Here is a 24150-nt window from a genome sequence, read left to right as displayed (position 1 = left end):
AGCCTCGTCGGCCTCCCTCCGCTTCGCTCCGGTCGGCCGACTCCCTCGCGCGTGCTGCTCGCGGCCGAGGGCCGCTCGCAGGCACGCGCCACCCCGATCCGCAGCAGGTGAGCATCACCGCGACCGACGATGAAGAGGTTTTATTCGGAACGGCGGGCGAGCGGGAGACATGGTCGAGGCGTTCGCGGTCGCCAGCGGAAAGGGCGGCACCGGGAAGACGACGAGCACGCTCGCGCTCGGGATGGCGCTCGCGGCCGACCACGACGTGACGGTCGTGGACGCCGACACCGGGATGGCGAACCTCCTCTTTCACGCCGGGCTCGACGACGCGACGGCCACCCTCCACGACCTCCTCGTCGAGGGGACCGCGACGGACGTGAGCGAGGCGACCTACGAGCGGTTCGGGCTCTCGGTCGTCCCCTGCGGCACCTCGCTCGCCGGCTTCGAGGCCGCGGAGCCGGAGCGGCTCCGCGACGTGGTGGCGGAACTCGCACGCGACACTGACGTGCTGCTGCTCGACTCGCCGGCCGCGCTGGGGTCGAAGTCGGCCGTCCTGCCCGTCGTGCTCGCGGACCGCGTCGTGGTCGTCGTCGAGCCGACGATCCCCGCGCTCTCGGACGGGCTGAAGGTCCAGGAGTACGCGCGCTCGTACGGCACGGAGACCGCCGGCGTCCTGTTCAACAAGGTCCGGAACGAGGCCGACGACGTCGCCGCCAAGGCGGAGCGCCACTTCGGCGGCCCCGTCCTCGCGAACGTCCCCGAGAGCGACGCCGTCCGGGCGGCACGGCGGGCCGGAGAGCCCCTGCTCGCACACGCGCCGGAGAGCGAGGCCGCCGCGCGCTACCGCCGGGCCGCCGACCGACTCGACGTGCGCGACGGCGACGGCGACGCGGTCGCCGACCGGTTCCGCAGCGCGGTCGTCCCCGACACGCCATGAGCGGGGAGCCCGATACCGGCTCCTCGGAGCCGGCCGGCCTCACGATTCCGCGGGGAACCCTCCTGCGCTCGCGCGTCGTCTCGGACGTGGCGACGACGCTGTCGCGCGCGCTCGACCGCGAACTCACCGGTTACGCGACGCTCGTCCCGCAGGAGACCCTCTTACTGTCCGGCGAAGCCCGCGGCGTCCTCACGTTCGACGACGGCGTGCCCGTGCTGGCGTACAACACGGTGACGGACAACGGTGGTCCGGACGCGCTCGCGGAGCTCGCGGTCCCCGGCCCCTATCGCGTCGAGCTGTACGCCGTCGATCCGAGCGGGCTGGCGGCGGCCCACGAGGAGGACGCGCTCCGGGTGGGGCCCGCCGCGGCCGCGACCGAACTGGCCGACGACGCCGCCCTCGCCGAGCGGACGCGCGGGGCGGCGCCCGAGGGGCGCCTGCGCGACTCCGGCGACGAGGACGACGCCGTCGCGGCGTTCCTCGACGACGACGACCGGATCGACGCAATCCGCGAGCAGGCGCGGTCGGAGGCCCGCGACCGCGCCGCCGAGTGGGGACTGGACGACGCGCTCGACGGGTCGACCGGAGTCGACGGAGGCGGTGACGGCACTCCGGCCGGAATCGACGGTACCGACGGGAGCGATGCCGGCGGGGCAGGCGGAGTCGACGACTGATCGACCGAACGGTTATCTCGGCTCGGCCCCTCGGATCGGTATCTCCGTCCTCCGACTCCTGCGGCTGACGGCGCCCGCCGACTTCGCCGCCTGGTACGCCGCCGGCCGCGCGTACACGACCGCCGTCGCCGAGGGGATGGGATTCGGCGGCGTCGACTCGCTCGATTCCGACCGGACAGTCCGTCGCCTCCGGACGGCCCCGGAAGCGTTGACTCCGGACGAGGCGCGCTCGGTCGCGGCGACGCTGCTCGCGGACGGCGCGTTCTCGGAGCCGTACTGCGAGTGGTTACCGACGTGGTACGAGCTCGCGCTGATCGCGCCCGTCCGGTACGGCGACTGGCGGCTTCGACGCGTCGCCGGCGCGGTCGCCGAGAACGCGTCCGTGTCCGCGACCGCGCCGCGATTCTCTCGTCCGACCGACGTCCGCATCGACGGCGCACCGGCGCTGTCGCGGGTCTCCGGGTTCCGCGAGCGCTTCCTCCTCGCGGACTCGCTGCTCCATCTGGAGTGGTTCGACCACGTCGCCGCCGCCGACGGCATCGAAGTGCCCGCCGACCTCCTCGCGCGGACCCGCGAGGAGTCGCTGTCGCACTACGGCGGCGACCGCGACCGGCTCTCACCCGACGTGCGTCGGTTCCAGCGCCACCTGTTCGGCGACGACCGCTGGGTCCGGCGCGTCGACGAGGCGTACGGTCTCGACAGCCGGCTGTTCGGACTCTGGGAGCGACTGCTGCGCGACGAACGGCGGCGGCTCGGCAGGGACTGAGAGGACGGCCACACGAGACGTTTCTCTCTCAAAATTCTGGAAAAAAGTGTTACAGACCCGGTAACGAGTTACGGATTCCGATCGTGAAACGAGAGGTAAGTATAGACGGGAACGGCCCGTACCGATGGGTACGAACCGCGGTTCGGTTCGCTGTCCCCGACGCTTCGGCCCTCGTTTCGTCGGCCGCCCGCACGCGTCCCGGCCCGGGCGAACTCTCTCTTCATCGGGTCCGGCCGACGCAACCGTCGCCTGCGCCGGTTCCGTTCGAGCCGCTCGGTCGTACTCGTTCGTCGGACACAACTCGGCGGCGAGTAATCTTTTATTCAGTATTTCGTCGGTCGGAAGCTTCATACGTCGTCTCGCGGATCCTCCGGGTACACGAATGGCAGTACTCTTGCTGGAGGATGTCGATGCCGACGACGTCGGGACCGTCGGCGGAAAGGCCGCGTCGCTCGGCGAACTCATCGGTGCTGGGCTCCCGGTGCCGCCGGGGTTCGCCGTCACCGCGGGCACGTATCGGACGTTCATCGAGGAGGCCGGGATCGACGAGGAGCTGTTCGACGCGGTCGACGTCGACCCCGAGGACTCCGCCGCGCTCCGCGAGGCCGAGGCGACCGCTGAGCGCCTGATCCTCGACACCCCGTTCCCCGAGACGGTTCGCGAGGAGATCCTCGACCGGTACCGAGAGATGGGCGAGGACGGCGAGGAGGCGTTCGTCGCGGTCCGCTCGTCCGCCACGGCCGAGGACCTGCCCGACTCGTCGTTCGCCGGCCAGCAGGAGACGTTCCTCAACGTCCGCGAGGACGACCTCCTCCGGCGCGTGAAGGAGTGCTGGGCCTCGCTTTTCACCCAGCGGGCGATCTACTACCGACAGCAGCGCGGGTTCCCGCACTCCGAGGTCGACATCGCGGTCGTCGTCCAGCGGATGGTCGACGCCGACAAGTCCGGCGTGATGTTCACCAGCCACCCCTCGACCGGCGAGCCGCAGGTCACCATCGAGGCCGCGTGGGGGCTCGGCGAGGCGGTCGTCTCCGGCACCGTTTCGCCCGACAACTACGTGTACGACCGCGAGCGCGGCGCTGTCGACCAGGTGACCGTCGCGGACAAGAAGGTGGAGATGGTGAAAGACGAGGAGACCGGCGAGACGGTCCAGCTCGACGTCGACCAGGACCGGCGGAACGAGCGGGTCCTCTCCGACGCGGAGATCGGCGATCTCGTCGAACTCGGTGAGCGCGTCGAGGGGCACTACGGCGCCCCCCAAGACGTCGAGTGGGCGATCTACGACGGCGAGATATACATGCTCCAGTCGCGCCCGATCACCACGATCCGCGAGGACGCCGGCGACGAGGCTGGCGCGAGCGGGGGCGAGTCGCGGGCAAACGGGGCCGGCGCGGGCGGGGAAGCCGAGGCGGCGGCCGCCGACGGCGACGGCGGGGTGACGGGGACGGGGCCGAACGGCGGGACGACCGCGAGCGGCGGGACCGGTGCGGACGACGACGCGGACGGCCTCGTCGACGGGCTCGGCGCCAGTCCGGGCGTCGTCTCCGGCACCGTTCGGATCGTCCACAAGCTCGATCACCTCGACCAGGTCCAGGAGGGCGACGTGATGGTGACGGAGATGACGATGCCCGACATGGTGCCCGCGATGAAACGCGCCGCCGGCATCGTCACCGACGAGGGCGGGATGACGAGCCACGCCGCGATCATCTCCCGGGAGCTCGGCGTCCCCGCGGTCGTCGGGACCGGCAACGGAACGCGGGTCCTCGAAGACGGGCAACACGTCACTCTCGACGGCGACAAGGGGACGGTCCGGGCGGGCGAGTCCGAGTCGGCCGAGCCCGGCGAGGAGTTCGAGCCGGTGGAGGCCGCGCGCCCGGAGACCCCCGTCAAGCCGATGACGGCGACGGAGGTGAAGGTGAACGTCTCCATCCCGGAGGCGGCCGAGCGCGCCGCGGCGACCGGCGCCGACGGCGTCGGCCTGCTCCGGATCGAACACATGGTGCTGTCGCTCGGGAAGACGCCCGAGAAGTACATCGCGGACCACGGCGCCCGCGCCTATCAGGACGAGCTCATCGAGGGCGTCCGGCGCGTCGCCGACGAGTTCTACCCGCGACCGGTGCGGGTGCGGACCATCGACGCGCCGACCGACGAGTTCCGCGAGCTGGAGGGCGGCGACGACGAACCGGTCGAGCCCAACCCGATGCTCGGCTGGCGCGGGATCCGGCGGAGCCTCGACAAGCCCGAGCCGTTCCGGCAGGAGCTGGCCGCGTTCGCGCGCCTCTACGACATGGGGTACGACAACATAGAGGTGATGTTCCCGCTCGTCAACGACGCGGCCGACGTGGAGGCGATCACGGGCCACATGCGCGAGGCCGGGATCGACCCCGAGGCGCGTCGCTGGGGCGTGATGGTCGAGACGCCCGCCAGCGCGCTCCAGATCGAGGACCTGGCGGAGGCCGGCATCGACTTCGCCTCCTTCGGCACCAACGACCTCACGCAGTACACGCTCGCGGTCGACCGCAACAACGGGCACGTGGCTGACCGGTTCGACGAGCTTCATCCCGCGGTGTTGCGGCTGATCGGCGACACCATCGAAACGTGTCGCGAGCTCGACGTCGACACCAGCATCTGCGGACAGGCCGGCTCGAAGCCCGAGATGGTCGAGTTCCTCGTCGAGAAGGGCGTCTCCTCCATCTCCGCGAACATCGACGCGGTCCGCGACGTCCAGCACGAGGTGAAGCGGACCGAGCAGCGTCTCCTGCTCGATTCGGTCCGCTAAGGTCCTCTGAGCCGACTTTTGTCTCCCGGAGCCGAGAACGGAACCGGTAAGAGCCGTCCGCGGCAACTGGGGGGCAGATGCGACAGCCGGAACCGGAGCCGCAGTCGTTCGACCGGGTGCTCTCCTCGATGTGTACCGAACCGCACCCGGCCGCCCGCGCGGCCGCCGAGCGGTTCCTCGCGACGAACCCCGGCGACCCCGCCACCTACGAGGCGGTGGCGGAGCTGGAGGCACGGGCGGTCGAGGGGCTCGCGACGCTCGCGGAGCATCCGACCCCCGCCGACGCGACCGGGTACGTCACCTCGGGCGGCACGGAGGCCAATATCCAGGCGGTGCGGTCGGCGCGGAACCGACACGGCGAGAGCGACGACACGTCCGGCGAGCGCGACGTCAACGTCGTCGCCCCCGCCAGCGCGCACTTCTCGTTCACGAAGGCGGCGGCGCTGCTCGACGTGGAACTCCGGACGGTCCCCGTCGACGACGAGTACCGGGCCGATCCCGACGCCGTCGCGGCCGCGGTCGACGACGGGACCGCGCTCGTCGTCGCCGTCGCCGGCAGCACCGAGCACGGCCGAGTCGACCCGATCCCGGAGCTGGCGGCGATAGCCGACGAGGCCGGAGCGCGGGTCCACGTCGACGCCGCGTGGGGCGGGTTCGTTCTCCCCTTTACCGACCGCGACTGGTCGTTCGCGGACGCGCCGGTCGACACGGTGACGATCGACCCCCACAAGTTCGGGCAGGCGCCGGTGCCGGCGGGCGGCCTGCTGGCCCGCGAGGACGCCGCGCTCGACGCGCTCGCGGTCGACACGCCGTACTTGGAGTCCCGGTCGCAGGCGACGCTGACCGGGACCCGAAGCGGTGCTGGCGTCGCCGGCGCCGTCGCGGCGATGGACGCGCTGTGGCCCGACGGCTACCGCGAGGCCGCGGAACGGGCGGCCGACAACGCCGACTGGCTCGCGGCGGAACTCGCGGACCGCGGGTACGACGTCGTCGATCCGGAACTCCCGCTCGTCGTCGCGGCGGTCCCCGAGTCCGAGTTCGCGGCGCTCCGCGACGCCGGCTGGAAGGCGTCGCGGACCGGGACCGGAGCGCTCCGCGTGGTGTGTATGCCGCACGTGACGCGGGCGACGCTGCGGGCGTTCCTCGACGATCTCGACGGGATCCGGCGGTAGATCCTTTTAAACATTCGACCGCGGTGGCGAGTCACCCTTATAAACGAACACGCCGAGCGGTGGCGCGTGCCACCGAGCGGCCGGAGCGAAGCGGAGGCCGCGAGGAGCACGCGCGAGGGAGTCGCGAACGCAGTGAGCGACGAGGCTGGGGAGGGGTGAGGCGCGGGGCGGTGCTGTGCGGGGAGGGACTCGAAGGGGCAGTCGCGAGGCGGCCGCAGGCGACGCAAGCACCGCAGGAACGAGCGGAGCGAGTGACGAGGAGCACAGCGAGCGTGCGGCCGCCTCGCGGCTGGGGCTTCGGAGTCGGTCGCATCGATCGTCGATTTATAAGTAGCCACGTACAGCCGAGCGGCTGGGGCTTCGGGGGTGGTCGTCGTTCAACAGTGATCCCGCGTTCGGATCAACATATTCACTACGGGGCGCCACGAACCGGAGCGTATGAGTTCGGACGACGTCTCTCGGCGCGCGTTCATGCGGACGGCCGCGGGTGCGACGGCCGCCGCCGGCGCGGCGACGGCGACGGCGGGGACGGCGGCTGCACAGGAAGTGGAACCCGACTGGCCGAGCGCCGCCGTCGGGAACGTCGGGTCGTACACCGACGCCCGCGGCCAGGACTCGGTGACCGTCTCGGTCGGCGCCGGCGACCAGGGACTCGCGTTCGACCCGACGCTCGTCTGGGTGGACGAGGGGACGACGGTCACCTGGGAGTGGACGGGCGCTGGGGGGTCTCACAACGTCCAGACGGTCGAGGGCCCGGCCGGCCTCGACAGCGGCGCCCCGGTCGGTGAGGAGGGGTACACCTACGAGTACGAGACCTCGAGCGAGGACGCCGGTATCACCCACTACCACTGCGTGCCCCACACCGCGATCGGCATGCACGGCGGCCTCGCCGTCGGCGGCGACGTCGCCACCGTCGAGGTCGGCGGCGGCGGGAGCTCGAACGCGGTGTTCGTCCCGGACGCCGCCCGGGCGCTCGGTATCGCGACGTTCATCGCGATGGTGAGCACGCTGGGACTGGCGTTCGTCTTCATGAAGTACGGCGGCACGATCACCGGGCAGGACCAGGCGTAGCGGACCGCGACCGATTTCTTTCGCCGTGTCCGCTCTCACTCCCCGTCGACGAGCTCCTCGTACAGCGCCGTGTAGCGGTCGATCACCGCGTCGTGGTCGAACGAGGCGAACTCGCGGTCGACCGCGCGGCGTTCGAGGTCGCCGACCGCGACGAACTCGTCGGCCAGCTCGGCCGGGCTCGTCACGAGCCGGCCGCGTTCGCGCCCCTCGACGAGCTCGTGGGCGCTGGAGTCGGCCTGGTACTCGACTAAGGCGACGCAGCCGCACGCGACCGCCCACAGCAGGTCGGTCGCGAACGTCTCCCACGTCGCGGTCGCCACCGCGACGTGCGTTCCTTTAAGTATCGGAATCCGTTCCTCGGCCGGCAGGTCGCCGAGGAACTCGACCCGGTCGCCGATCCGGAGGTCGCCCGCGGTCGCCTCGATCCGGCCGCGCTCGGGGCCGTCGCCGATCACCGCCGCGGTCCAGTCGCGGCCGCGAAGCTCGGCCAGCCCGAGGAGGAACGTCTCGACGTTGGCGTGGCGGTCGAGCCGCCGCGAGTACACCGCGTCGAACCGGTCGTCGACGCCCGCGGATTCGACGGCGCCGAAGTCGATGCTCTCGGGGAGCACCCGCACGTCGTCGCCGTCGGCGCCGTGTTCGCGGACGCGCGTCTTGGTGGTCCGCGACGGGGCCGTCACCGCGTCCGCGCGCCGCGCGAGCGGCCGGTACCAGCGGCGGGCGTCGGCCGGGTGGTCGCGCCACCAGTCGACGACGACCGGGGCCCGCGAGAGCGACCCGGCGACCGTCGCGGCGAGGGCGGGCGTCGGCGGGCTGTTGACCGCGTGGACGACGTCGGGCCCGACGCGGCGGAGTGCGAGCGGGAGCCGCGCGGCGAACGCCGCGGGCGCGGGCTCGGCGGTGACCGACCGGTACTCGATCCCGTCCTCGTCGAAGGCGTCGTGGTCCCCGCCCCACCACCGGGCGCAGAGCCAGACGACTTCGTGGCCGCTGGCGGCGAGGCCGCGGGCGGTCCGGAGCGTCCGCGTTCGCGCCGGGGTCTCCCCGTGTCCGGGGGCGAAAAGCGAGACGAACGCGACGCGCATACGGCGACCGCACGGGGGGCGCCGATAAAAAGACACGGCATCTCGAGGGGACGCCGGACCCGCACCGCGGGTTCCGTCACCCGAAGCTGTTTCACGGCGCGCCCGGAACGGGCTCCCATGCGACAGTACGACATCGAACGCTACCTCAACGTGCGGAACGCGGGCGGCGCAGACCTCGGTCCCGACGGCCGACTCTCGTTCCTGCTCAACACGACCGGCACGGGTCAGGTGTGGTCGGTCCGCGAGCCCGAGTCGTGGCCCGAACAGCACACGTTCTTCGAGGAGTCCGTCTCCTTCGTCGACTCCTCGCCGGAGCGCGCCGAGGCCGTCTTCGGCATGGACGAGGGCGGCAACGAGCGCGCGCAGCTGTACCGGCTCGACTACGAGTCCGGCGCGATCACGGACCTCACCGACATGCCCGATGCGAAGCACCGGTGGGGCGGCTGGGACTCCTCCGGCGACCGGTTCGCGTTCGCGTCGAACCGGCGCGACGAGGCCGTCTTCGACGTGTACGTCCAGGGCCGCGACGAGACGGGCGACGACGCCGAGCTCGTGTACGAGGGCGACGGCTGGCTCTCGGTCGCCGGCTGGTCGCCGAGCGACGACCGGTTGATCGTCCACGAGGCCCACTCCTCGTTCGACCACGACGTGTACACCCTCGACCTGGCGACCGGCGACCTGACCCACCACACGCCCCACGAGGGGGACGTGCGGTACTCCGGCCCGGAGTGGGGGCCCGACGGCGAGGGGGTCTACCTCGTCACCGACCGCGACACCGACACCCTCCGGCTGGAGCGGCTGGATCTGGAGACCGGCGAGTTCGCCGTCGTCGCGGACGGCGGCGAGTGGAACGTCGACGGCGTGGCGATAGACGAGGACTCGCGGCGGATCGTCTACTCCCGGAACGTCGACGGCTACACCGAGCTCACCGCCGGCGAGCTCGTCGCGCCCGCCCGGGTCGACGCGTTCCCGACGCCGGACCTCCCGGACGGCGTCGCTGGCGGCGTGAGCTTCGGCCCCGACGGCGAGCGGTTCGCGGTGACGGCGACGGGGAGCACGCACAACGCGAACGTGTACGTCGTCGAGGCGACCACCGGCGAGGCGGAGCGGTGGACCCGCGCCTCGACCGCGGGGATCCCTCCGGACACGTTCGTCGAGCGGGAGCTGGTCCATTACCCCACCTTCGACGGTAGGGAGATCCCCGCGTTCTTCTCCGTGCCCGAGACGGAGCCGCCCGAGTCGGGCTACCCGGTCGTCGTCGACATCCACGGCGGGCCGGAGTCGCAGCGGCGCCCCTCCTTCGCCTCCGTCACGCAGTACCTGCTGAACAACGGGTACGCGGTGTTCGAGCCCAACGTCCGCGGCTCCTCCGGGTACGGGAAGGCCTACTCCGGGCTCGACGACGTGGAGAATCGGATGGACTCGGTGACGGACGTCCGCGAGGGCGTCGAGTGGCTCCACGACCACCCCGAGGTCGACCCGGACCGCGTCGTCGCGATGGGCGGCTCCTACGGCGGCTTCATGGTGCTGGCGTCGCTGACGGAGTTCCCGGAGCTGTGGGCCGCCGGCGTCGACATCGTCGGCATCGCGAACTTCGTCACGTTCTTAGAGAACACCGGCGACTGGCGCCGGTCGCTGCGCGAGGCCGAGTACGGCTCGCTCGACGAGGACCGCGAGTTCCTCGAGTCCGTCTCCCCGATCAACAACATCGAGCGGATCGAGGCCCCCCTCTTCGTCCTCCACGGCGAGAACGACCCGCGGGTGCCCGTCGGGGAGGCCGAGCAGATCGTCGAGGAGGCGCGCGAACAGGGCGTCCCGGTCCGGAAGCTGATCTTCGACGACGAGGGGCACGGGTTCGCGAAGCTCGACAACCGGATCGAGGCGTACCGCGAGATCGTCGACTTCCTCGCGGAACACGTCTGATCGGTTCCGGCTGCGTTTCACGCCGCTCCGAACGGCCGTGACGGTTATACAGGTACGCGAGAGAGGATGACGGGATGAGTCGGTCAGACCCGCACGGGCTGCTCCTCGACCAGGCCCAGGACAAGGTCGCCCTGCTGGACGACGAGGGGACCTACACGTACGTCAACGCGGCCGCGGAGGGGATCCTCGGATTCGAGCCGGACGAGCTCGTCGGGACGAACGCCTTCGAGTACGTCCATCCCGACGAGCGGGAGGCCGTGCGGCGCACCTTCGAGGAGGCCATCCGGACCGACGAGTTCACCGAGGTCACGACGGAGTACCGACACCGGACCCGCGACGGGTCGTGGGTGTGGCTGGAGAGCCGCATGTCGAACCTCACCGACGGCGAGCTCGACGGGTTCGTCGTCAGCTCGCGGGACATCACCGACCGCGTAGAGGCCGAGCGCGAACGCGAGGCGGCGACCGCACACCTCCGGGAGATCGCCGCCGTCTCCAGCGACGTCCTCTGGATGTTCGACGCCGACTGGTCGGAGCTGCTCTTCGCCAACCCGGCGTACGAGGACATATACGGGGCCTCGCTCGACGAGGTCCGAGGCGATCCCTCGACGTTCCTCGACGCGGTCCACCCGGACGATCGCGCCGCGGTCAAAGAGGCGATGGAGGCACTCTCGGCGGGCTCGTCGGTCGATATGGAGTACCGGGTGAACGCCGCGGAGAACTACAAGCGGTGGGTCTGGGTCCAGGGGGAGCCGATCACCGAGGACGGCGAGGTCGTCCGGATCACGGGGTTCACGAAGGACGTCACGGACCGGCGGCGGCGCGAGCGCCAGCTCGTCGTGATGGACAACCTCCTGCGTCACAACCTCCGGAACGACCTCAACATCGTCCTCGGGACGGCCGAGGAGCTGGAGGCCGAAGTGCCCGAGTCGGCGGAGCACACGGCGGTGATCCGGCGGGTCGGCGAGAGCCTCCTCGACACCGCCCAGAAGGAGCGGGAGGTCATCGAGCTCATCACCGACCAGCGGGAGACCGACGCGATCGACCTCCGGGGCGTGATCGAGGAGGCCGTCGAGACCGTCCGCGGGCGGTACCCGGAGGGGTCGATCGCGGTCGGGGACCTCGACGCGGTCGTCGTCGACGGGCGCTGCGAGCTCCGGTCGGCGGTGATCGAGCTCCTGGAGAACCCGTTCCAGCACAGCGACGGGGCGCCGACGGTGACGGTCGGCCTCCGCCGCACCGAGGCGGGCGCCGAGCTCGTCGTCGAGGACGACCTGCCGCCCATTCCGGCCGTCGAGGTCGACGTGCTCACCGGCGACCACGACATGAGCCAGGTGTACCACAGCAGCGGGCTCGGATTCTGGCTCGTCTACTGGAGCGTGGAGCTGTCGAACGGGAACGTGTCGGTCGACGTCGGCACGGGCGAGGACGCGCGCGGCCGGGGCGGCGGCGGGCGCGGGAACCGGATCACGGTGTCGCTGCCGCTCGCGTCCGAGTGAGCGGCGCGTCGGGCGCTTACCAGTCCGGGCCGAAGTCGGGGTTGAGCTGGCGGTCCGTCCGGCCGAGCGCGTCGATCGCCTCGACGTCCTCGTCGTCGAGGTCGAGGTCGACGCTCGCGAGGTTGTCGCGGATGTGGTCGATCCCGGTCGCCTTCGGGATGGCGGTGACGCCCGTCTCGCGGAGCCACGCGAGGCTCACCTGCGCGGCGCTGACGCCGTGTTTCTCCGCGATGTCGACGATGGCCGGGTCGTCGAGAATCTCGCCGCGCGCGAGCGGCGAGTAGGCGACGAGCTCGACGCCGTTGGCGTCGGCGTACTCGCGGAGTTCCTCCTGCCGGAGCAGCGGGTGCATCTCGACCTGGTTCGCGAACGGCGCCTCCCCGAGCGCGTCCGTCGCCGCGTCGAGGTGTTCCGGCTCGAAGTTGGAGACGCCGATCCGGTCGATCAGGCCGTCGTCGCGCAGCTCGGCGAACGCCGGCAGCGTCTCCCCGGGCTCGTACTCCCCGGCCGGCCAGTGGACGTAGAGCAGGTCGACCGCGTCGACGCCGAGCTTCTCTAAGCTCTCGCGGGTCGAGGAGGCCACGTCCGCGGGCGAGAGCTCGTCGATCCACACCTTCGTCGCGAGGAAGATATCGCCGCGGTCGACGTCGCTTCTCGCGATCCCCTCGCCGACGGCCGCCTCGTTGCCGTAGATCTGCGCGGTGTCGACGTGGCGGTAGCCGGCGTCGAGCGCGTTCGCGACCGACTCGGTACACTGTGCCGGGTCGTCGTTCTCCCACGTGCCGAGCCCGAGAACGGGCATCCCGTTGCGGGTCGGTACCGCGGGCTGCTGCTGTTGGTCCGTCATCGCGTCCGCCTACTCGCGTGAGCCGAAAATCGCTTGCGGTCGGGGCGAGCGCGGCCGGGTCGCGGCGGAGGGCCTCCGTGGGTCGTTCCAACGCCGCCTCAGTCGTCCGACAGCAGCGCCCGCGAGGAGTTCGTCACCACGAGCAGGCTCGACGCGCCCATCGCGACGGCGGCGAACAGCGGGTTCAGGAGTCCGGTCGCCGCGAGCGGGATGGCGACCGCGTTGTAGCAGAACGCCCAGCCGATGTTCCCCTTCACGCGCCGGCCCGCCGCCCGCGCGAGCTCGAAGACGGTCGCCACGGAGCCGAGCTCGTCGTCGACGATCGCCACGTCGGCGGCGTCGGCCGCCATCGCGGTCCCGCCGCCGAGCGCGATCCCGAGGTCGGCCGCCGCGAGCGCCGGCGCGTCGTTCGTCCCGTCGCCGACCATCACGGTGACGCCGCGCTCCTTCAGCCGGCCGACGGCCTCGGCCTTCCCCTCCGGCGGGACGCCGGCGAACACCGACGAGATCGCGTCGTGCTCCGCGAAGACCGTCGCGGCGCGCTCGTCGTCGCCGGTGAGGACGATCACCTCGACGCCCGAGCGGTCGAGCGCGGTCACCGTCGCCTCCCAGCCCTCGCGCAGTTCGTCCCCGACGACGACGAACCCCTCGGCGGCGCCGTCGCGGCCGACCGCGACCGGGACGCGGCCCACGTCGCGCGCGTCCGCGACCGCCTCGCGGATCTCGTCGGGAACGGTCCAGCCGCGCTCGTCAAAGAGGTCCGGGTGGCCGACGACGACCTCGACGCCGTCGACGACGCCGGAGACCCCGCGCGCGTGGCTCTCGAACGACTCGACCGCGGTCTCGGGGTCGCCGTCGCCCGCGGCGTCGGCGGGACCGGGGCCGTCCGCCGCCTCCGTCCCGCCGTCGGCAACGGCGGGCGTCGCGCCGTCGTCGGCCGCGTCACCGGGACCGGCGTCGGCCGCGTCCGCCGCGGACCGCGCCGCGGCGATCGCCTGCCCCACCGGGTGCGCGGACCGCGATTCGAGGGCGGCCGCGAGCCGGAGCAGGTCGTCGTCGACCACGCGGTCGATCAGCCGCATCTCGCCGGTCGTCAGGGTCCCCGTCTTGTCGAAGACGACGGTGTCCGCGTCGCGGATCCGCTCGAAGACGGTGTCGTCGAAGACGACGATGTTGCGTTCGAGGGCGTCGCGGATCCCCGCGGCGACCGCGAGCGGGGTCGCGAGCCCGAGCGCGCACGGACACGAGACGATCAGCACCGTCAGTCCGACGAGCATCGCGTCGGTGGGCGCGGAGCCGAGCGCGAGCGACGCGCCGGCGGCGACGACCGCGATGACGAGGACCGCCGGGACGAAGACGGTCGCGAGTCGGTCCGCGAGCTTCTGAACGCCGTGGTTCCCGCTCTGGAGGTCGTAGACGAGCTCCGCGACGCGGTCGAGGCTGGAGGTCGCGTCCGGGCCGACCGCGACCGTGAGCGAGCCGTCGGTGACGACGGAGCCGCCGACGACCGCGTCGCCGGCGACCTTCCGGACCGGGAGCGACTCGCCGGTGACGACCGACTCGTCGACCGCGGCGTCGCCGTCGACCGCCTCGCCGTCGACCGGGACCCGCTCGCCGGCGCGCACGAGGAGGCGGTCGCCCGGTTCGAGCGCCTCGACCGCGACCGATTCGGTCTCCCCGTCGGCGGTCAGCCGCCGCGCGTCGTCGACCTGGACCGCCGTGACCTCGGAGAGGAGCTCCGTCGCGCGGTCCTTCACCGAGTCCTCGTAGTGGTTCCCGACCGTGACGATGACGACGATCGCGACGGTCACGTCGTAGTATATCGAGGGCGACTCGACGAAGATCACCGCGAGCGTGCTGTAGAGGTAGGCGCTCACCGCCGCGATCGCGACGAGGAGGTCCATGTTCGGCGAGCGCGTCCGCGCGCTGACGTACGCGCCGCGGAGGATCGGCTTCCCGGTGAAAAAGAGGACGATGGTGGTGAGAACGGCGATGACGATGAAGAAGTACGTCCCCGAGGTCGAGGCCATCGCCGCGTTGAGGTACTCGAGGGTCCGTTCGTTGTAGAACGGGAACGCGAAGTACGTCGGGTAGATGAGGACGATGTACTGTAACATGACGGCCATCCCGACGAGGACGCCCGCGGCGAGCCGCGCCGTCGCCATGTTGTCCGCCTGTCGACGCGAGAAGGCGTCGTCGCGGGCGTAGGCGCTGTACCCCAGCCCGCTCACCGTCTCCGTGAGGTCGTCGACGGTGACGGCGTCGGGGTCGCGGTCGATCCGCACCGTGTCTGTGACGTAGCTCGCGCTCGCGCCGCTGACCCCGTCGGCGTCGGTCGCCACCGTCTCGATGAACGCCTCGCAGGTCGCACAGTGCATCCCGTCGACCTCGAGGAACGTCGCCTCGTGGCCGTCCGGAACGTCGCGGTCGCCGTCGGCGGAAGCGTCCGCTCCGGCGGCGTCGGCCGCGGCGTCCTCGCCCGCCTGCCGGCGCTCGCGGACCGCGTCCGCGTCGACGTCGACGTCGCCGAGCGCGCCGTACACGTCGCGGCAGCCGGTACAGCAGAACCGATTACCGTCGTCGTCGGTGACGTCGACGCCGGCGGTCGAGAGCTCACAGAGGGTACAGACGGCGGGGTCGTCGCCGGGGTCTCCGGACGCGTCGCCGCCGCCGCCCGGAGACGCGTCGGTGCCTCCGCTCATCTCACATTCCCCCCATGCCGGCGTCGAGCGGGTTCCAGAACGGGAGCCGCGGGTGCGGCACGCGGATCCCGACGGACATCAGCCCGTGCGCGAACAGCACGTAGCCGAGCGCGACGAACGCGACGCCCAGCAGCCGGTGGATCCGGCGGCGGTGGACGGGCTCGACGCTCTCTATCAGCGTCCCGTAGGCGAAGACGGCGGGGATCGTGCCGAGTCCGAGCGCGCCGAGCGCGACGCCGCCCGCGACCGCGGAGCCGCTCGCGAACGCGTACAGGTACGCCGGGTAGAGGATCGGACAGGGGAGGAGGCCGTGGACCGCGCCGAGCGCGACGATGCCGGGCCCGTTCGCGAGGCGGTCGACGTGGCCGGTGAGCCACTCGGTGACGCGTTCGAGCCCGGGGAGATGGACTCCGCCTGTCGCGCCGCCGAGGAGGTACCGGGCACCGACGACGACGACGGCCGCGCCAGCGAGGATCCCGACCCCCCCGCGGACGGTCGCCGCGGCGCCGGTCACGGTGGCCGTGGTGACGAGGACCGCGCCGCCGATCGCGCCCAGGAGGGTTCCGATGGTCGCGTAGCTCGCCGCGCGGCCGAGGTTGAACAGCGCGTGCTGGCGGACCTCGTAGGTGGTCAGGTGTCCCTCTCGGTCGGTCGCGGCGCTCGGTGCGCGCGCGGCCCCCGCTTCGCCGCCGTCGGTCCGGCCGGCGTCCGCGTCCATCCGGCTGGCGTAGACGGTGACGAGCGGGCCGCACATCCCGATACAGTGGGCGCCGCCGAGCAGTCCGATGGCGAGGAACAGCAGGACGTCAGTCCCGAGGAGCGACGGGAGGGCCATGTGGATCAGTCACCTCCCGTTCGGGGCCCGCGCGGGAATGGGTTTCGTCGGGCGACGACCGCGGAGCGGGGGGCGGTCCGTCGGGCGGACCCGTCGAATGGGCTCACGGGCGACTCACTCCTCCACGACGACGGTGCCGAACATCCCGGCCTTGCGATGGGGGATACAGACGTACTCGTAGGTGCCGGGGACGGTGAAGGTGTGGTCGAAGCGGTCGCCGTTCTCCAGTCTCCCGCCGAAGTCGGACCACCACGCCGACTCCGCGGACGCGTAGTCGTCGAAGCCGCCCGAGGCGAAGAACTCTGCGGCGTCCGGGATCCCGCCCTCGGTCGCGGTGACGGTGTGCGCTCGCGCGCTGGTGTTCTCCCAGACGACGGTGTCACCGACAGAGACCGTGACCTCGCGCGGTCGGTACGCGGTGGCGACCATCCCCACGTCGTAATCCGGTTCGCCACCGACGCTCGCACACCCGGCGAGGCCGACGGTCGCGGCCGCGCTCCCGGCGGCGCCGGCCCGCCGAAGGAACCGTCTCCGATACATACCCCATTTAGGTGCCTGAGGGGTTTCAATACCGCGGTCGACCCCGCCGAGTGGGAACGGACCTCGCGCCGCGGTCCGAGCGCGATCGGACCTCCGGCGCGCCGGGGAGACCCCGACCGGTCTCACCCGCCGACGAGGTCCTCGAAGACGCGCCGCTGCGCCGCCGCGAGGTGCTCCGAGAAGGTGGTGCGAGCGATACCGATTGCGTCGGCCACCTCGGTCGCGCTCGCTCCGCGAGGGTGTTCGAAGTACCCGAGCCGCTGTGCGGTCCGGACCGCCTCGCGCTGCCGGTCCGTGAGCCGCCCCCGGTCGACGACGACCGGATCCGACCGGGTGTCGGCCCCGCCGGAGCTCGTGAGCCGTTCGAGCCGCACCGACGCGCCGGTCGACTCCAGCGCGTCGATCACGTCGCCGAGCGGATCGGCGGCGGGCAGCGACAGCGCGAGCCGGACCCGGTCGGGCGCCGTCCGGACGGTGACCGTCGAGACGGGGTAGCCGAGGGACTCGACGGCGGCGGACGGGAACTGTCCCGTCGGCTGATTCCGACAGCGGTACACGAGTTCGTCGCCGCCGTCGAAGACGAGTTCGGCGTCGACCGCGCGGTCGGCGCGGAACTGCGAGACGACCGCGTCGCCGACACGGACGCGGTCGACGTCCTCCGCGACCGCGCCCGGCGGCAGCGCCGCCGCCACCGGCGCGGGCGTCGGGTCGCGGACGACGACCTCGACTCGGACGCCGGCGTCGCCCGAGCGGTCGCCACCACGGGGCCGCTCGGGGTCTCCGGCCGCGTCCGAATCGTTCCGCGCAGCGCCGGAACGAGCGACGCCGTCGGAGCCGGCCGAGCCGGAGCCGAGGCTATCGGTCGAACCTGAGTCAGACGACCGCGACCGCCGTCCCATGTGTCGATTGTGTGGTCGAAGCCGGAAAAAAAGGAAGCCGAACGAGTACGCGTCTCGGCGGCTCGGTGAACCCCCTGATAAAGGCCCGTCGAGAGTTGGCAACGACTCAGACCGTGCGAGCCCGTACCGAACCCATGAGCGACGAGACGCTCCGCGGGCGGTCGGTGGGGGTGGTGGGGGCCGGCGTCGGCGGGCTCTCGGCGGCCGCCTACCTCGCCGCCGCCGGCGCGGAGGTGACGGTGTACGAGCGCGCCGAGCGCGTCGGAGGGGTCGCCGGTCGGCTCGAACTCGACGGGTTCCGGTTCGACACCGGCCCGTCGTGGTACCTGCTTCCGGACCTCTTCGAGCGGTTCTTCGCGGATTTCGACCGGTCGCCCGCGGAGTTCTACGACCTGACGCGGCTCGACCCGCACTACCGCGTGTTCTGGAACGACGGCGACAGCGCCGACGTGCCGGCCGACCCGGACGCGGCCGCCGACCTGTTCGAGTCGTACGAGCCGGGCGCGGGGGCGGCGTTCCGCGAGTACCTCGCGGACGCCGAGCGGGCGTACGACGCCGGGATGGAGCGGTTCGTGCTCCCCGGGCGGTCGCGGTTCCGCGACTACCTCTCGCTCGACGTCCTCGCCGGGGGGCGGGAGCTCGACCTGCTCTCCAGTCTCGACGACCGAGTCCGATCGTACGTCGACCATCCGAAGCTCAGGCAGCTTTTGGAGTACACGCTCGTCTTCCTCGGCGGGTCGCCGCACAACACGCCGGCGCTGTACCAGCTGATGAGCCACGTCGACTACGGGCTCGGCGTCTACTACCCGCTGGGCGGGATGTACGAGGTGGTCGCGGCGGTCGAGACCGTCGCCCGCGACGCCGGCGCCGACGTCCACACCGGCGTCGAGGTGACGAGCCTGGAGCCGATCGACGGCGGCGTCGCGGTCGAACTCGGCGGCGACCGCTATGTCCACGACCGGGTCGTCTGCAACGCGCCGCCCGCCCACGTCGAGCGCGAGCTCCTCCCCGACGGGACGGTTCCCCGACTCGACGGCTACTGGGACCGGCGGACGTACGGACCCGCCGCGCACCTGTTGTACCTCGGTGTCGAGGGAGGGCTGCCGGAGCTCGAACACCACACGCTCGCGCTCCCGACGGACTGGGACCCGCACTTCGACGCGATATTCGACGACCCCGCGTGGCCGACGGGCGAGACGGAGCCGGTCGTGTACGTGAACGTCCCGTCCCGGACCGACCCGTCGGTCGCCCCCGACGGCCACGAGGCGGTCGTGACGCTCGTGCCGCTCGCCCCGGGGCTCGACGACACGCCGGACCGGCGGGCGGCGCTGCGGGACCGGGTCCTCGACGCGGTGGCGTCGCGGACCGGCGTCGACCTCCGCGACCGGATCGTCGCCGAGGAGTCGGCGTGCGTCTCCGAGTTCGCGGCGCGGTTCGACCAGCCGGGCGGGAGCGCGCTCGGGCTCGCGCACACGATGCGACAGACGGGGCCGCTCCGACCCGGGCCGCGCGTCCGTGGGACCGACCGACTCTACTACGTCGGGGGGAGCAGTAACCCCGGAATCGGCGTGCCGATGTGCCTGCTCGGCGGCGAACACTGCGCGGCCGCGGTCGAGGCGGACGTCGCGAGCGGACCCCTCGATCGGCTTCCCCTGGTCGGACGCTGAGTCCAGGCTATGGAAAACGATCGTCCATTCCTGTTCGGAAGAACGAGACGATTTTGAATAATCTGAGCTGATACCGAAAATAGTCAGAAAACCTTACCAGTCAGGTTATTATGTTTACTGAAGCTGACGCGTAGCGACGGGCGTCGCATGATGGAAACAGCAGCCGCTGACGCGCTCGCAAGCGGTACGGTCCCGCTCGAAATGACGCAGACGCAGATCTTCGAGGCCATCCAGGGCGACACGCTCCTGGCCTCGTCGCTCTGGATCAACATCGCGCTCGCGGGCCTCTCGATACTCCTCTTCGTCTATATGGGGCGAAACCTGGAGGACCCCCGGGCCCAGCTGATCTTCGTCGCGACGCTGATGGTCCCGCTGGTGTCCATCTCCAGCTACACCGGGCTCGTCTCCGGGCTCACGGTGAGCTTCCTCGAGATGCCGGCGGGCCACGCGCTGGCCGGTCAAGAGGTTCTCACCCCGTGGGGGCGGTACCTCACGTGGGCGCTGTCGACGCCGATGATCCTCGTCGCGCTCGGCCTGCTGGCCGGGTCGAACGCCACGAAGCTGTTCACTGCCGTGACCGCCGACATCGGGATGTGCGTCACGGGGCTCGCGGCCGCGCTCACCACGTCCTCGTACCTGCTGCGCTGGGTCTGGTACGTCATCAGCTGCGCGTTCTTCGTCGTCGTCCTCTACGTCCTGCTGGCCGAGTGGGCCGAGGACGCCGAGGTCGCCGGCACCGCCGAGATATTCAACACGCTGAAGCTGCTCACCGTGGTCCTGTGGCTGGGCTACCCGATCTTCTGGGCGCTCGGCGCCGAGGGGCTCGCCGTGCTCGACGTCGCGGTCACCTCGTGGGCGTACAGCGGGATGGACATCGTCGCCAAGTACCTCTTCGCGTTCCTCCTGCTGCGCTGGGTCGTCGACAACGAGCGGACGGTCGCGGGCATGGCCGCCGGGCTCGGCGCCGCCTCTCGCGGCGGTGCGGCGCCCGCCGACGACTGAGAGCGACCGTCGTTCGGTCGCGGTCGCTCTTCGCGGACCCGCGTTTCGCCCGAGGCGGTCCCGCCGCCCCGCCGACCAGCCGACCCGCCCACCCGCCGACGCGCCGGGCGAGAGCAAAGCGCTAAATCCGCGGCGGCGGTGAGTCGGGACATGAAACAGGCCATCGTCGCCCGGACGGACGTCGGCATGGGCGAGGGGAAGCTCGCCGCGCAGGTCGCGCACGCGTCGCTGTCGGCGTACCAGGACGCGGGCGAGCGAGCGCGGAAGAAGTGGCAGGGCGAGGGGCAGAAGAAGGTCGTGCTGAAGGGGAGCTCCGAGAGCCAGCTGTTCGAGCTGGCAGACAAGGCCGACACGGAGGGGCTCCCGTACGCGATCGTCCGCGACGCCGGCCACACCCAGCTGGAGCCGGGCACCGTCACCGCGCTCGCGGTCGGCCCGGCCCGCGACGAGAGCGTCGACCGCGTGACTGGCGACCTCTCGCTGTATTAGATGCCCCCCGAGTACACCCTCCGGGAGGCGCACCCGACGGAGCGAGCCGTCGGCATCGACTACTACGTCAGCGGCGCCGACGGGATCGGCGGGCGTCTGCGCGAGTCGCCCGAGGACTTCCGGGTCCGAGAGCTGGAGGCGTTCGACGCGGCGCCGCTGGACGCCGAGACCGGGAGCTACCCCGAACTGGTGGTCCGGGCGACGCTGCGCGACTGGGACACGAACGACTTCGCGCGTCGGCTCTCCGACGCGCTTCAGATCAGCCGCGAGCGCGTCTCGTGGGCGGGGACGAAGGACAAGCGCGCCGTCACCACCCAGCTGTTCACGGTCCGCGGCGTCGACGCCGACGACCTCCCCGAGATCCGCGGGGCCGAAATCGAGGCGCTGGGACGAGCGGGGCGCGGACTCGCCTTCGGTGACCTCGCCGGCAACGCCTTCGACATCCGGGTCGCGGACGCTGTCGACGAGGCCCCCGACCGCGTCGTCGACGCGGTCCGGGACCTGCGGGCGTTCGCGGGCGACGCGGGACCTCCGGAAGCCGACGCCGGCGAGTTCCCGATCGACGCGACCGTCGGCGTCCCGAACTACTTCGGCCAGCAGCGCTTCGGCAGCCGGCGCCCGGTCACCCACCTCGTGGGGCTCGCGATCGCCCGGCGCGACCCCCGCGAGGCGGTCCGGCTGTACGCGGGCAACCCCGCGGAGACGGAGCCGGACGACACCCGGGCCGCGCGCGACCGCGTCGACGCGGCGTTCGGGGCCGGTGGAGACTCCGACTCCGACGACGCCGACCGCGCCGCCGACGGCACGGGCGACGGCGACTGGGCCGCCTGTCTCGACGCGATCCCCGGCAAGCTCCGGTTCGAGCGCTCGATGGTCCACCGGCTCGCCGACCGCGACGTCGACCCCGACGTGCCGCCCGACGGCGACGACTGGTGGCACGCGCTGGAGGCCGTCCCCTCGAACCTCCAGCGACTGTTCGTCAACGCCGCCCAGTCGTCCCTCTTCAACCGGATCGCGAGCGAACGGCTGCGGCGCGGGCTCCCGTTCGACCGCCCCGTCGCCGGCGACGTGGTCTGTTTCGCGGACGGCGACGCCCCCGACGAGCTGTACGCGCCGGACGCCGACCGGCTCCAGCGGGTCGACGCCGACCGGGTCGACGTGGTCTCGCGGCACTGCGAGCGCGGGCGGGCGTTCGTCACCGCGCCGCTCGTCGGCACCGAGACGCGGCTCGGCGAGGGCGAACCCGGCGAGATAGAGCGTGCGGTCCTCTCCGAGGCCGGAATCGAACCGAGCGACTTCTCGCTCCCCGGCGAGTTCGACTCCAAGGGAACCCGGCGGGCGATCCTCCTCCGCACCGACCTCGAGGCGTCGTTCGCGGACGGGGACCCCCGGTTCGCGTTCGCGCTCCCGAGCGGCTCGTACGCGACCGTGCTGCTCCGGGAGTTCACGAAGCGCGGCCCGCTCGACCTGTGAGCGGCCTGTGCCCCGAATCGATCCGTGTTCGTGTATTATCAACGCCGATCGATAGCCGAAACCGCCACGATACTGCGTCCAGTTCCGAGCCGCTTTTGTGCGAGAGCCGCCAATCGGGGCCATGACTCGGATCGTCGTCATCGACCTCCACGGGCAGTTCACGCACCTCGAGCGGCGGGCGCTCCGCGACCTCGGCGTCGACACCGAGATCGTCTCGGCGGACGCGCCGGCCGAGGAGCTCGACGCCGACGGGATCGTCCTCTCCGGCGGCCCGGACATGGACCGCGTCGGTAACGCCCCCGACTACCTCGAACTGGACGTTCCCGTTCTCGGTATCTGTCTGGGGATGCAGCTGATCGCGAGCGAACTCGACGGCGCGGTGGGGGCGGGCGACTACGGCGGCTACGCCGACGTGGACGTCGAGATCGTCGACGACGACGACCCGCTCGTCGGGTCGCTCGCGCCCGAGACACGCGTCTGGGCCTCCCACGCCGACGAGGTGACGGCACTGCCCGACGGGTTCGCCCGCACCGCCACCTCCGACGTCTGCGGCATCGAGGCGATGTCCGACCCCAACGCGGACCTGTACGGCGTCCAGTGGCACCCGGAGGTGGCTCACACGGAGCGCGGCGAGGAGGTCTTCGAGAACTTCGTGGCGGTCTGCGAGTCGGCGTAAGGCGGGTCAAACACACGGAGAAAGAGAAGACCTGCCGGTCATCGGTGCGACAAGCGGGGCGTCGAAAGCGGCGACCGGCTACTCCTCGAACAGCTCGTCGACCGCCTCGCCGGCGGTCTCGACCGCCTCCTGTGCGACCGCCTCCCGGTCCGGATCGGCGTCCGCGGGCGCGTTGAGGTAGACGTCGACGTCGAGGACCCCCTCCTCGAACGTGACGGTGACGTCCAGATCCGTGACCGTCGACTGGTCGTAGTGTTTGAACACGATCCCCTCTGCCGCCTCGGCCGCGGTGCGAACGACCTCGTCGTCGCTCGGCTCCGAGGCGGCGTCGGACTCGTTGCTCACGGCCTTACGCGCCGCCGGCGCCGGGGCCGCCCGGTCCCATCGGACCGCCGCCGCCGCCCGCGCCGCCCTGGAGCATCTGCTGGAGCTCGCTCTGAAGCTCGTCGAACTGCTCCTCGACGCGCTCCTCCTGCTTCTCGAGCTGCTCGACGCGGACCTCGAGCGAGTCGACCTTGTCTTCGAGGTCGTCGTAGGCGGACTCGTAGTCCGTCTCGACGAGGACCTCGCCGATCTCGCGGTACATCCCCGCGTCCTCGTCGACGTCTTCGAGGGCGTCGAGGGCGGTCTTCGACTCGTTGAGCGCGGACTGCGCCTGCTCTTTCTGCTCGGAGACCTGCTGTGCGGTCTCCTGAAGCTCCTGCAGTTCCTCGATCTTCTCCTGTGCCTCGGGCGGCATGTTCCCTTGCATGGGCGGACCGAGGCGGCCCGGACGGAAAAACCCCCGACTTCTCCGACGAGGGGCATATGGGCTCGCAGCGGCCCGAAGAGTCGCGGTATCGGCGTATTCGGTGAATCTCAATCGGGTCCCGCGCCGACGCCCTCGGCGACCGCGACCAGCCGCGACCAGCTGTTGACGCCGGCGCGCAGCGCCACGAGGTCGTCGGCGAGCACGCGGACGCGGACCGCGTCGTCCTCGCGGTCGACGGTCGCGGTCGAACGGGCGTCGTCGATATCACCGACTTCAGGGGCGAGCGCGTCGGCCACGACGCGAGCGCGCCGCTCGGAGGGGTAGGTGAAAGAGAGGACCGTCTCGTGTGCGCGCGTCGCCGTCACG

22 protein-coding genes are annotated in these 24150 nt (G+C 71.7%); 13 read left to right on the top strand and 9 right to left on the bottom strand.

What is annotated here, in order from left to right:
- The first annotated feature begins 169 nt into the window (after nt 1-169).
- The 6 genes from EXE42_RS12380 (at nt 170) to EXE42_RS12355 (ending at nt 7399) form a co-directional block, all read left to right on the top strand.
- A complete protein-coding gene (locus EXE42_RS12380; protein ID WP_092921061.1) occupies nt 170-937 on the top strand; it encodes an AAA family ATPase in 768 nt (255 codons plus the stop codon).
- A complete protein-coding gene (locus EXE42_RS12375; RefSeq protein WP_241988380.1) occupies nt 934-1611 on the top strand; it encodes a hypothetical protein in 678 nt (225 codons plus the stop codon). The genes EXE42_RS12380 and EXE42_RS12375 overlap by 4 nt, the downstream gene beginning before the upstream one ends.
- Before the next feature lie 136 nt (nt 1612-1747).
- On the top strand, nt 1748-2377 hold the full coding sequence (locus EXE42_RS12370; RefSeq protein WP_092921366.1) for a hypothetical protein: 630 nt from the start codon (nt 1748-1750) through the stop codon (nt 2375-2377).
- A gap of 382 nt (nt 2378-2759) precedes the next feature.
- A complete protein-coding gene (gene ppsA / locus EXE42_RS12365; protein WP_137706627.1) occupies nt 2760-5156 on the top strand; it encodes a phosphoenolpyruvate synthase in 2397 nt (798 codons plus the stop codon).
- A 77-nt stretch (nt 5157-5233) separates the two neighbouring features.
- Nucleotides 5234-6328 (top strand): tyrosine decarboxylase MfnA, encoded by a 1095-nt coding sequence (gene mfnA, locus EXE42_RS12360; protein WP_092921059.1) that lies wholly within the window; start codon nt 5234-5236, stop codon nt 6326-6328.
- A 438-nt stretch (nt 6329-6766) separates the two neighbouring features.
- Complete coding sequence (locus EXE42_RS12355; RefSeq protein ID WP_137706626.1) at nt 6767-7399, top strand: halocyanin domain-containing protein; 633 nt, start codon at nt 6767-6769, stop codon at nt 7397-7399.
- Between the two features lie 35 nt (nt 7400-7434).
- Here the strand turns inward: EXE42_RS12355 and EXE42_RS12350 are convergent, their stop codons facing one another.
- Nucleotides 7435-8484, bottom strand: coding sequence for a glycosyltransferase (locus EXE42_RS12350; protein ID WP_092921057.1), 1050 nt, complete (start codon nt 8482-8484; stop codon nt 7435-7437).
- A 117-nt stretch (nt 8485-8601) separates the two neighbouring features.
- Between EXE42_RS12350 and EXE42_RS12345 the strand changes: the two genes are divergently transcribed.
- Together EXE42_RS12345 and EXE42_RS12340 are read left to right on the top strand one after the other, a co-directional pair.
- Nucleotides 8602-10407: a S9 family peptidase gene (locus tag EXE42_RS12345; protein ID WP_092921056.1), complete on the top strand. Its 1806-nt coding sequence runs from the start codon at nt 8602-8604 to the stop codon at nt 10405-10407.
- A gap of 74 nt (nt 10408-10481) precedes the next feature.
- Entirely contained in the window at nt 10482-11903 is a 1422-nt protein-coding gene (locus EXE42_RS12340) for a PAS domain-containing sensor histidine kinase (RefSeq protein WP_199240751.1), read from the top strand.
- A 16-nt stretch (nt 11904-11919) separates the two neighbouring features.
- Here EXE42_RS12340 and EXE42_RS12335 read toward each other — a convergent pair whose 3' ends face one another.
- The 5 genes from EXE42_RS12335 to EXE42_RS12315 all read right to left on the bottom strand — a co-directional run bounded on the left by EXE42_RS12335 (nt 11920) and on the right by EXE42_RS12315 (nt 17726).
- On the bottom strand, nt 11920-12705 hold the full coding sequence (locus tag EXE42_RS12335; RefSeq protein ID WP_137694517.1) for an aldo/keto reductase: 786 nt from the start codon (nt 12703-12705) through the stop codon (nt 11920-11922).
- A 143-nt stretch (nt 12706-12848) separates the two neighbouring features.
- Nucleotides 12849-15452 (bottom strand): cation-translocating P-type ATPase, encoded by a 2604-nt coding sequence (locus EXE42_RS12330; RefSeq protein WP_137706625.1) that lies wholly within the window; start codon nt 15450-15452, stop codon nt 12849-12851.
- Between the two features lies 1 nt (nt 15453).
- Nucleotides 15454-16287 carry a sulfite exporter TauE/SafE family protein gene (locus EXE42_RS12325; protein ID WP_137706624.1) on the bottom strand — a complete coding sequence of 278 codons (834 nt, stop codon included), beginning with the start codon at nt 16285-16287 and terminating at the stop codon, nt 15454-15456.
- Nucleotides 16288-16401: 114 nt separating this feature from the next.
- Complete coding sequence (locus tag EXE42_RS12320; protein ID WP_092921053.1) at nt 16402-16827, bottom strand: plastocyanin/azurin family copper-binding protein; 426 nt, start codon at nt 16825-16827, stop codon at nt 16402-16404.
- A 122-nt stretch (nt 16828-16949) separates the two neighbouring features.
- Entirely contained in the window at nt 16950-17726 is a 777-nt protein-coding gene (locus tag EXE42_RS12315; protein ID WP_092921052.1) for a helix-turn-helix domain-containing protein, read from the bottom strand.
- Nucleotides 17727-17860: 134 nt separating this feature from the next.
- Between EXE42_RS12315 and EXE42_RS12310 the strand changes: the two genes are divergently transcribed.
- The 5 genes from EXE42_RS12310 to EXE42_RS12290 all read left to right on the top strand — a co-directional run bounded on the left by EXE42_RS12310 (nt 17861) and on the right by EXE42_RS12290 (nt 23033).
- The gene (locus EXE42_RS12310; protein ID WP_137706623.1) at nt 17861-19393 is read left to right on the top strand and encodes an NAD(P)/FAD-dependent oxidoreductase; all 1533 of its coding nucleotides are present in this window, start codon (nt 17861-17863) and stop codon (nt 19391-19393) included.
- Between the two features lie 201 nt (nt 19394-19594).
- Nucleotides 19595-20395, top strand: a complete 801-nt coding sequence (locus EXE42_RS12305) for a bacteriorhodopsin (RefSeq protein WP_092921360.1) — start codon at nt 19595-19597, stop codon at nt 20393-20395.
- Between the two features lie 150 nt (nt 20396-20545).
- Nucleotides 20546-20884 carry a peptidyl-tRNA hydrolase Pth2 gene (gene pth2, locus EXE42_RS12300; RefSeq protein ID WP_092921050.1) on the top strand — a complete coding sequence of 113 codons (339 nt, stop codon included), beginning with the start codon at nt 20546-20548 and terminating at the stop codon, nt 20882-20884.
- Nucleotides 20885-22357 (top strand): tRNA pseudouridine(13) synthase TruD, encoded by a 1473-nt coding sequence (truD, locus tag EXE42_RS12295; protein WP_137706622.1) that lies wholly within the window; start codon nt 20885-20887, stop codon nt 22355-22357.
- A gap of 121 nt (nt 22358-22478) precedes the next feature.
- Nucleotides 22479-23033 (top strand): GMP synthase subunit A, encoded by a 555-nt coding sequence (locus EXE42_RS12290; RefSeq protein WP_092921048.1) that lies wholly within the window; start codon nt 22479-22481, stop codon nt 23031-23033.
- Nucleotides 23034-23111: 78 nt separating this feature from the next.
- Here the strand turns inward: EXE42_RS12290 and EXE42_RS12285 are convergent, their stop codons facing one another.
- The 3 genes from EXE42_RS12285 to EXE42_RS12275 form a co-directional block, all read right to left on the bottom strand.
- Entirely contained in the window at nt 23112-23378 is a 267-nt protein-coding gene (locus tag EXE42_RS12285) for a DUF3194 domain-containing protein (protein WP_092921047.1), read from the bottom strand.
- Between the two features lie 4 nt (nt 23379-23382).
- Nucleotides 23383-23772 carry a prefoldin subunit beta gene (locus EXE42_RS12280; RefSeq protein ID WP_092921358.1) on the bottom strand — a complete coding sequence of 130 codons (390 nt, stop codon included), beginning with the start codon at nt 23770-23772 and terminating at the stop codon, nt 23383-23385.
- Between the two features lie 119 nt (nt 23773-23891).
- Complete coding sequence (locus tag EXE42_RS12275; RefSeq protein ID WP_092921046.1) at nt 23892-24149, bottom strand: KEOPS complex subunit Pcc1; 258 nt, start codon at nt 24147-24149, stop codon at nt 23892-23894.
- Nucleotide 24150 lies beyond the last annotated feature (1 nt).

Source organism: Halorubrum sp. SP3 (assembly GCF_005435195.1).
Classification (GTDB): Archaea; Halobacteriota; Halobacteria; order Halobacteriales; family Haloferacaceae; genus Halorubrum; species Halorubrum sodomense.
This window is presented reverse-complemented; position numbering and strand designations above follow the sequence as displayed.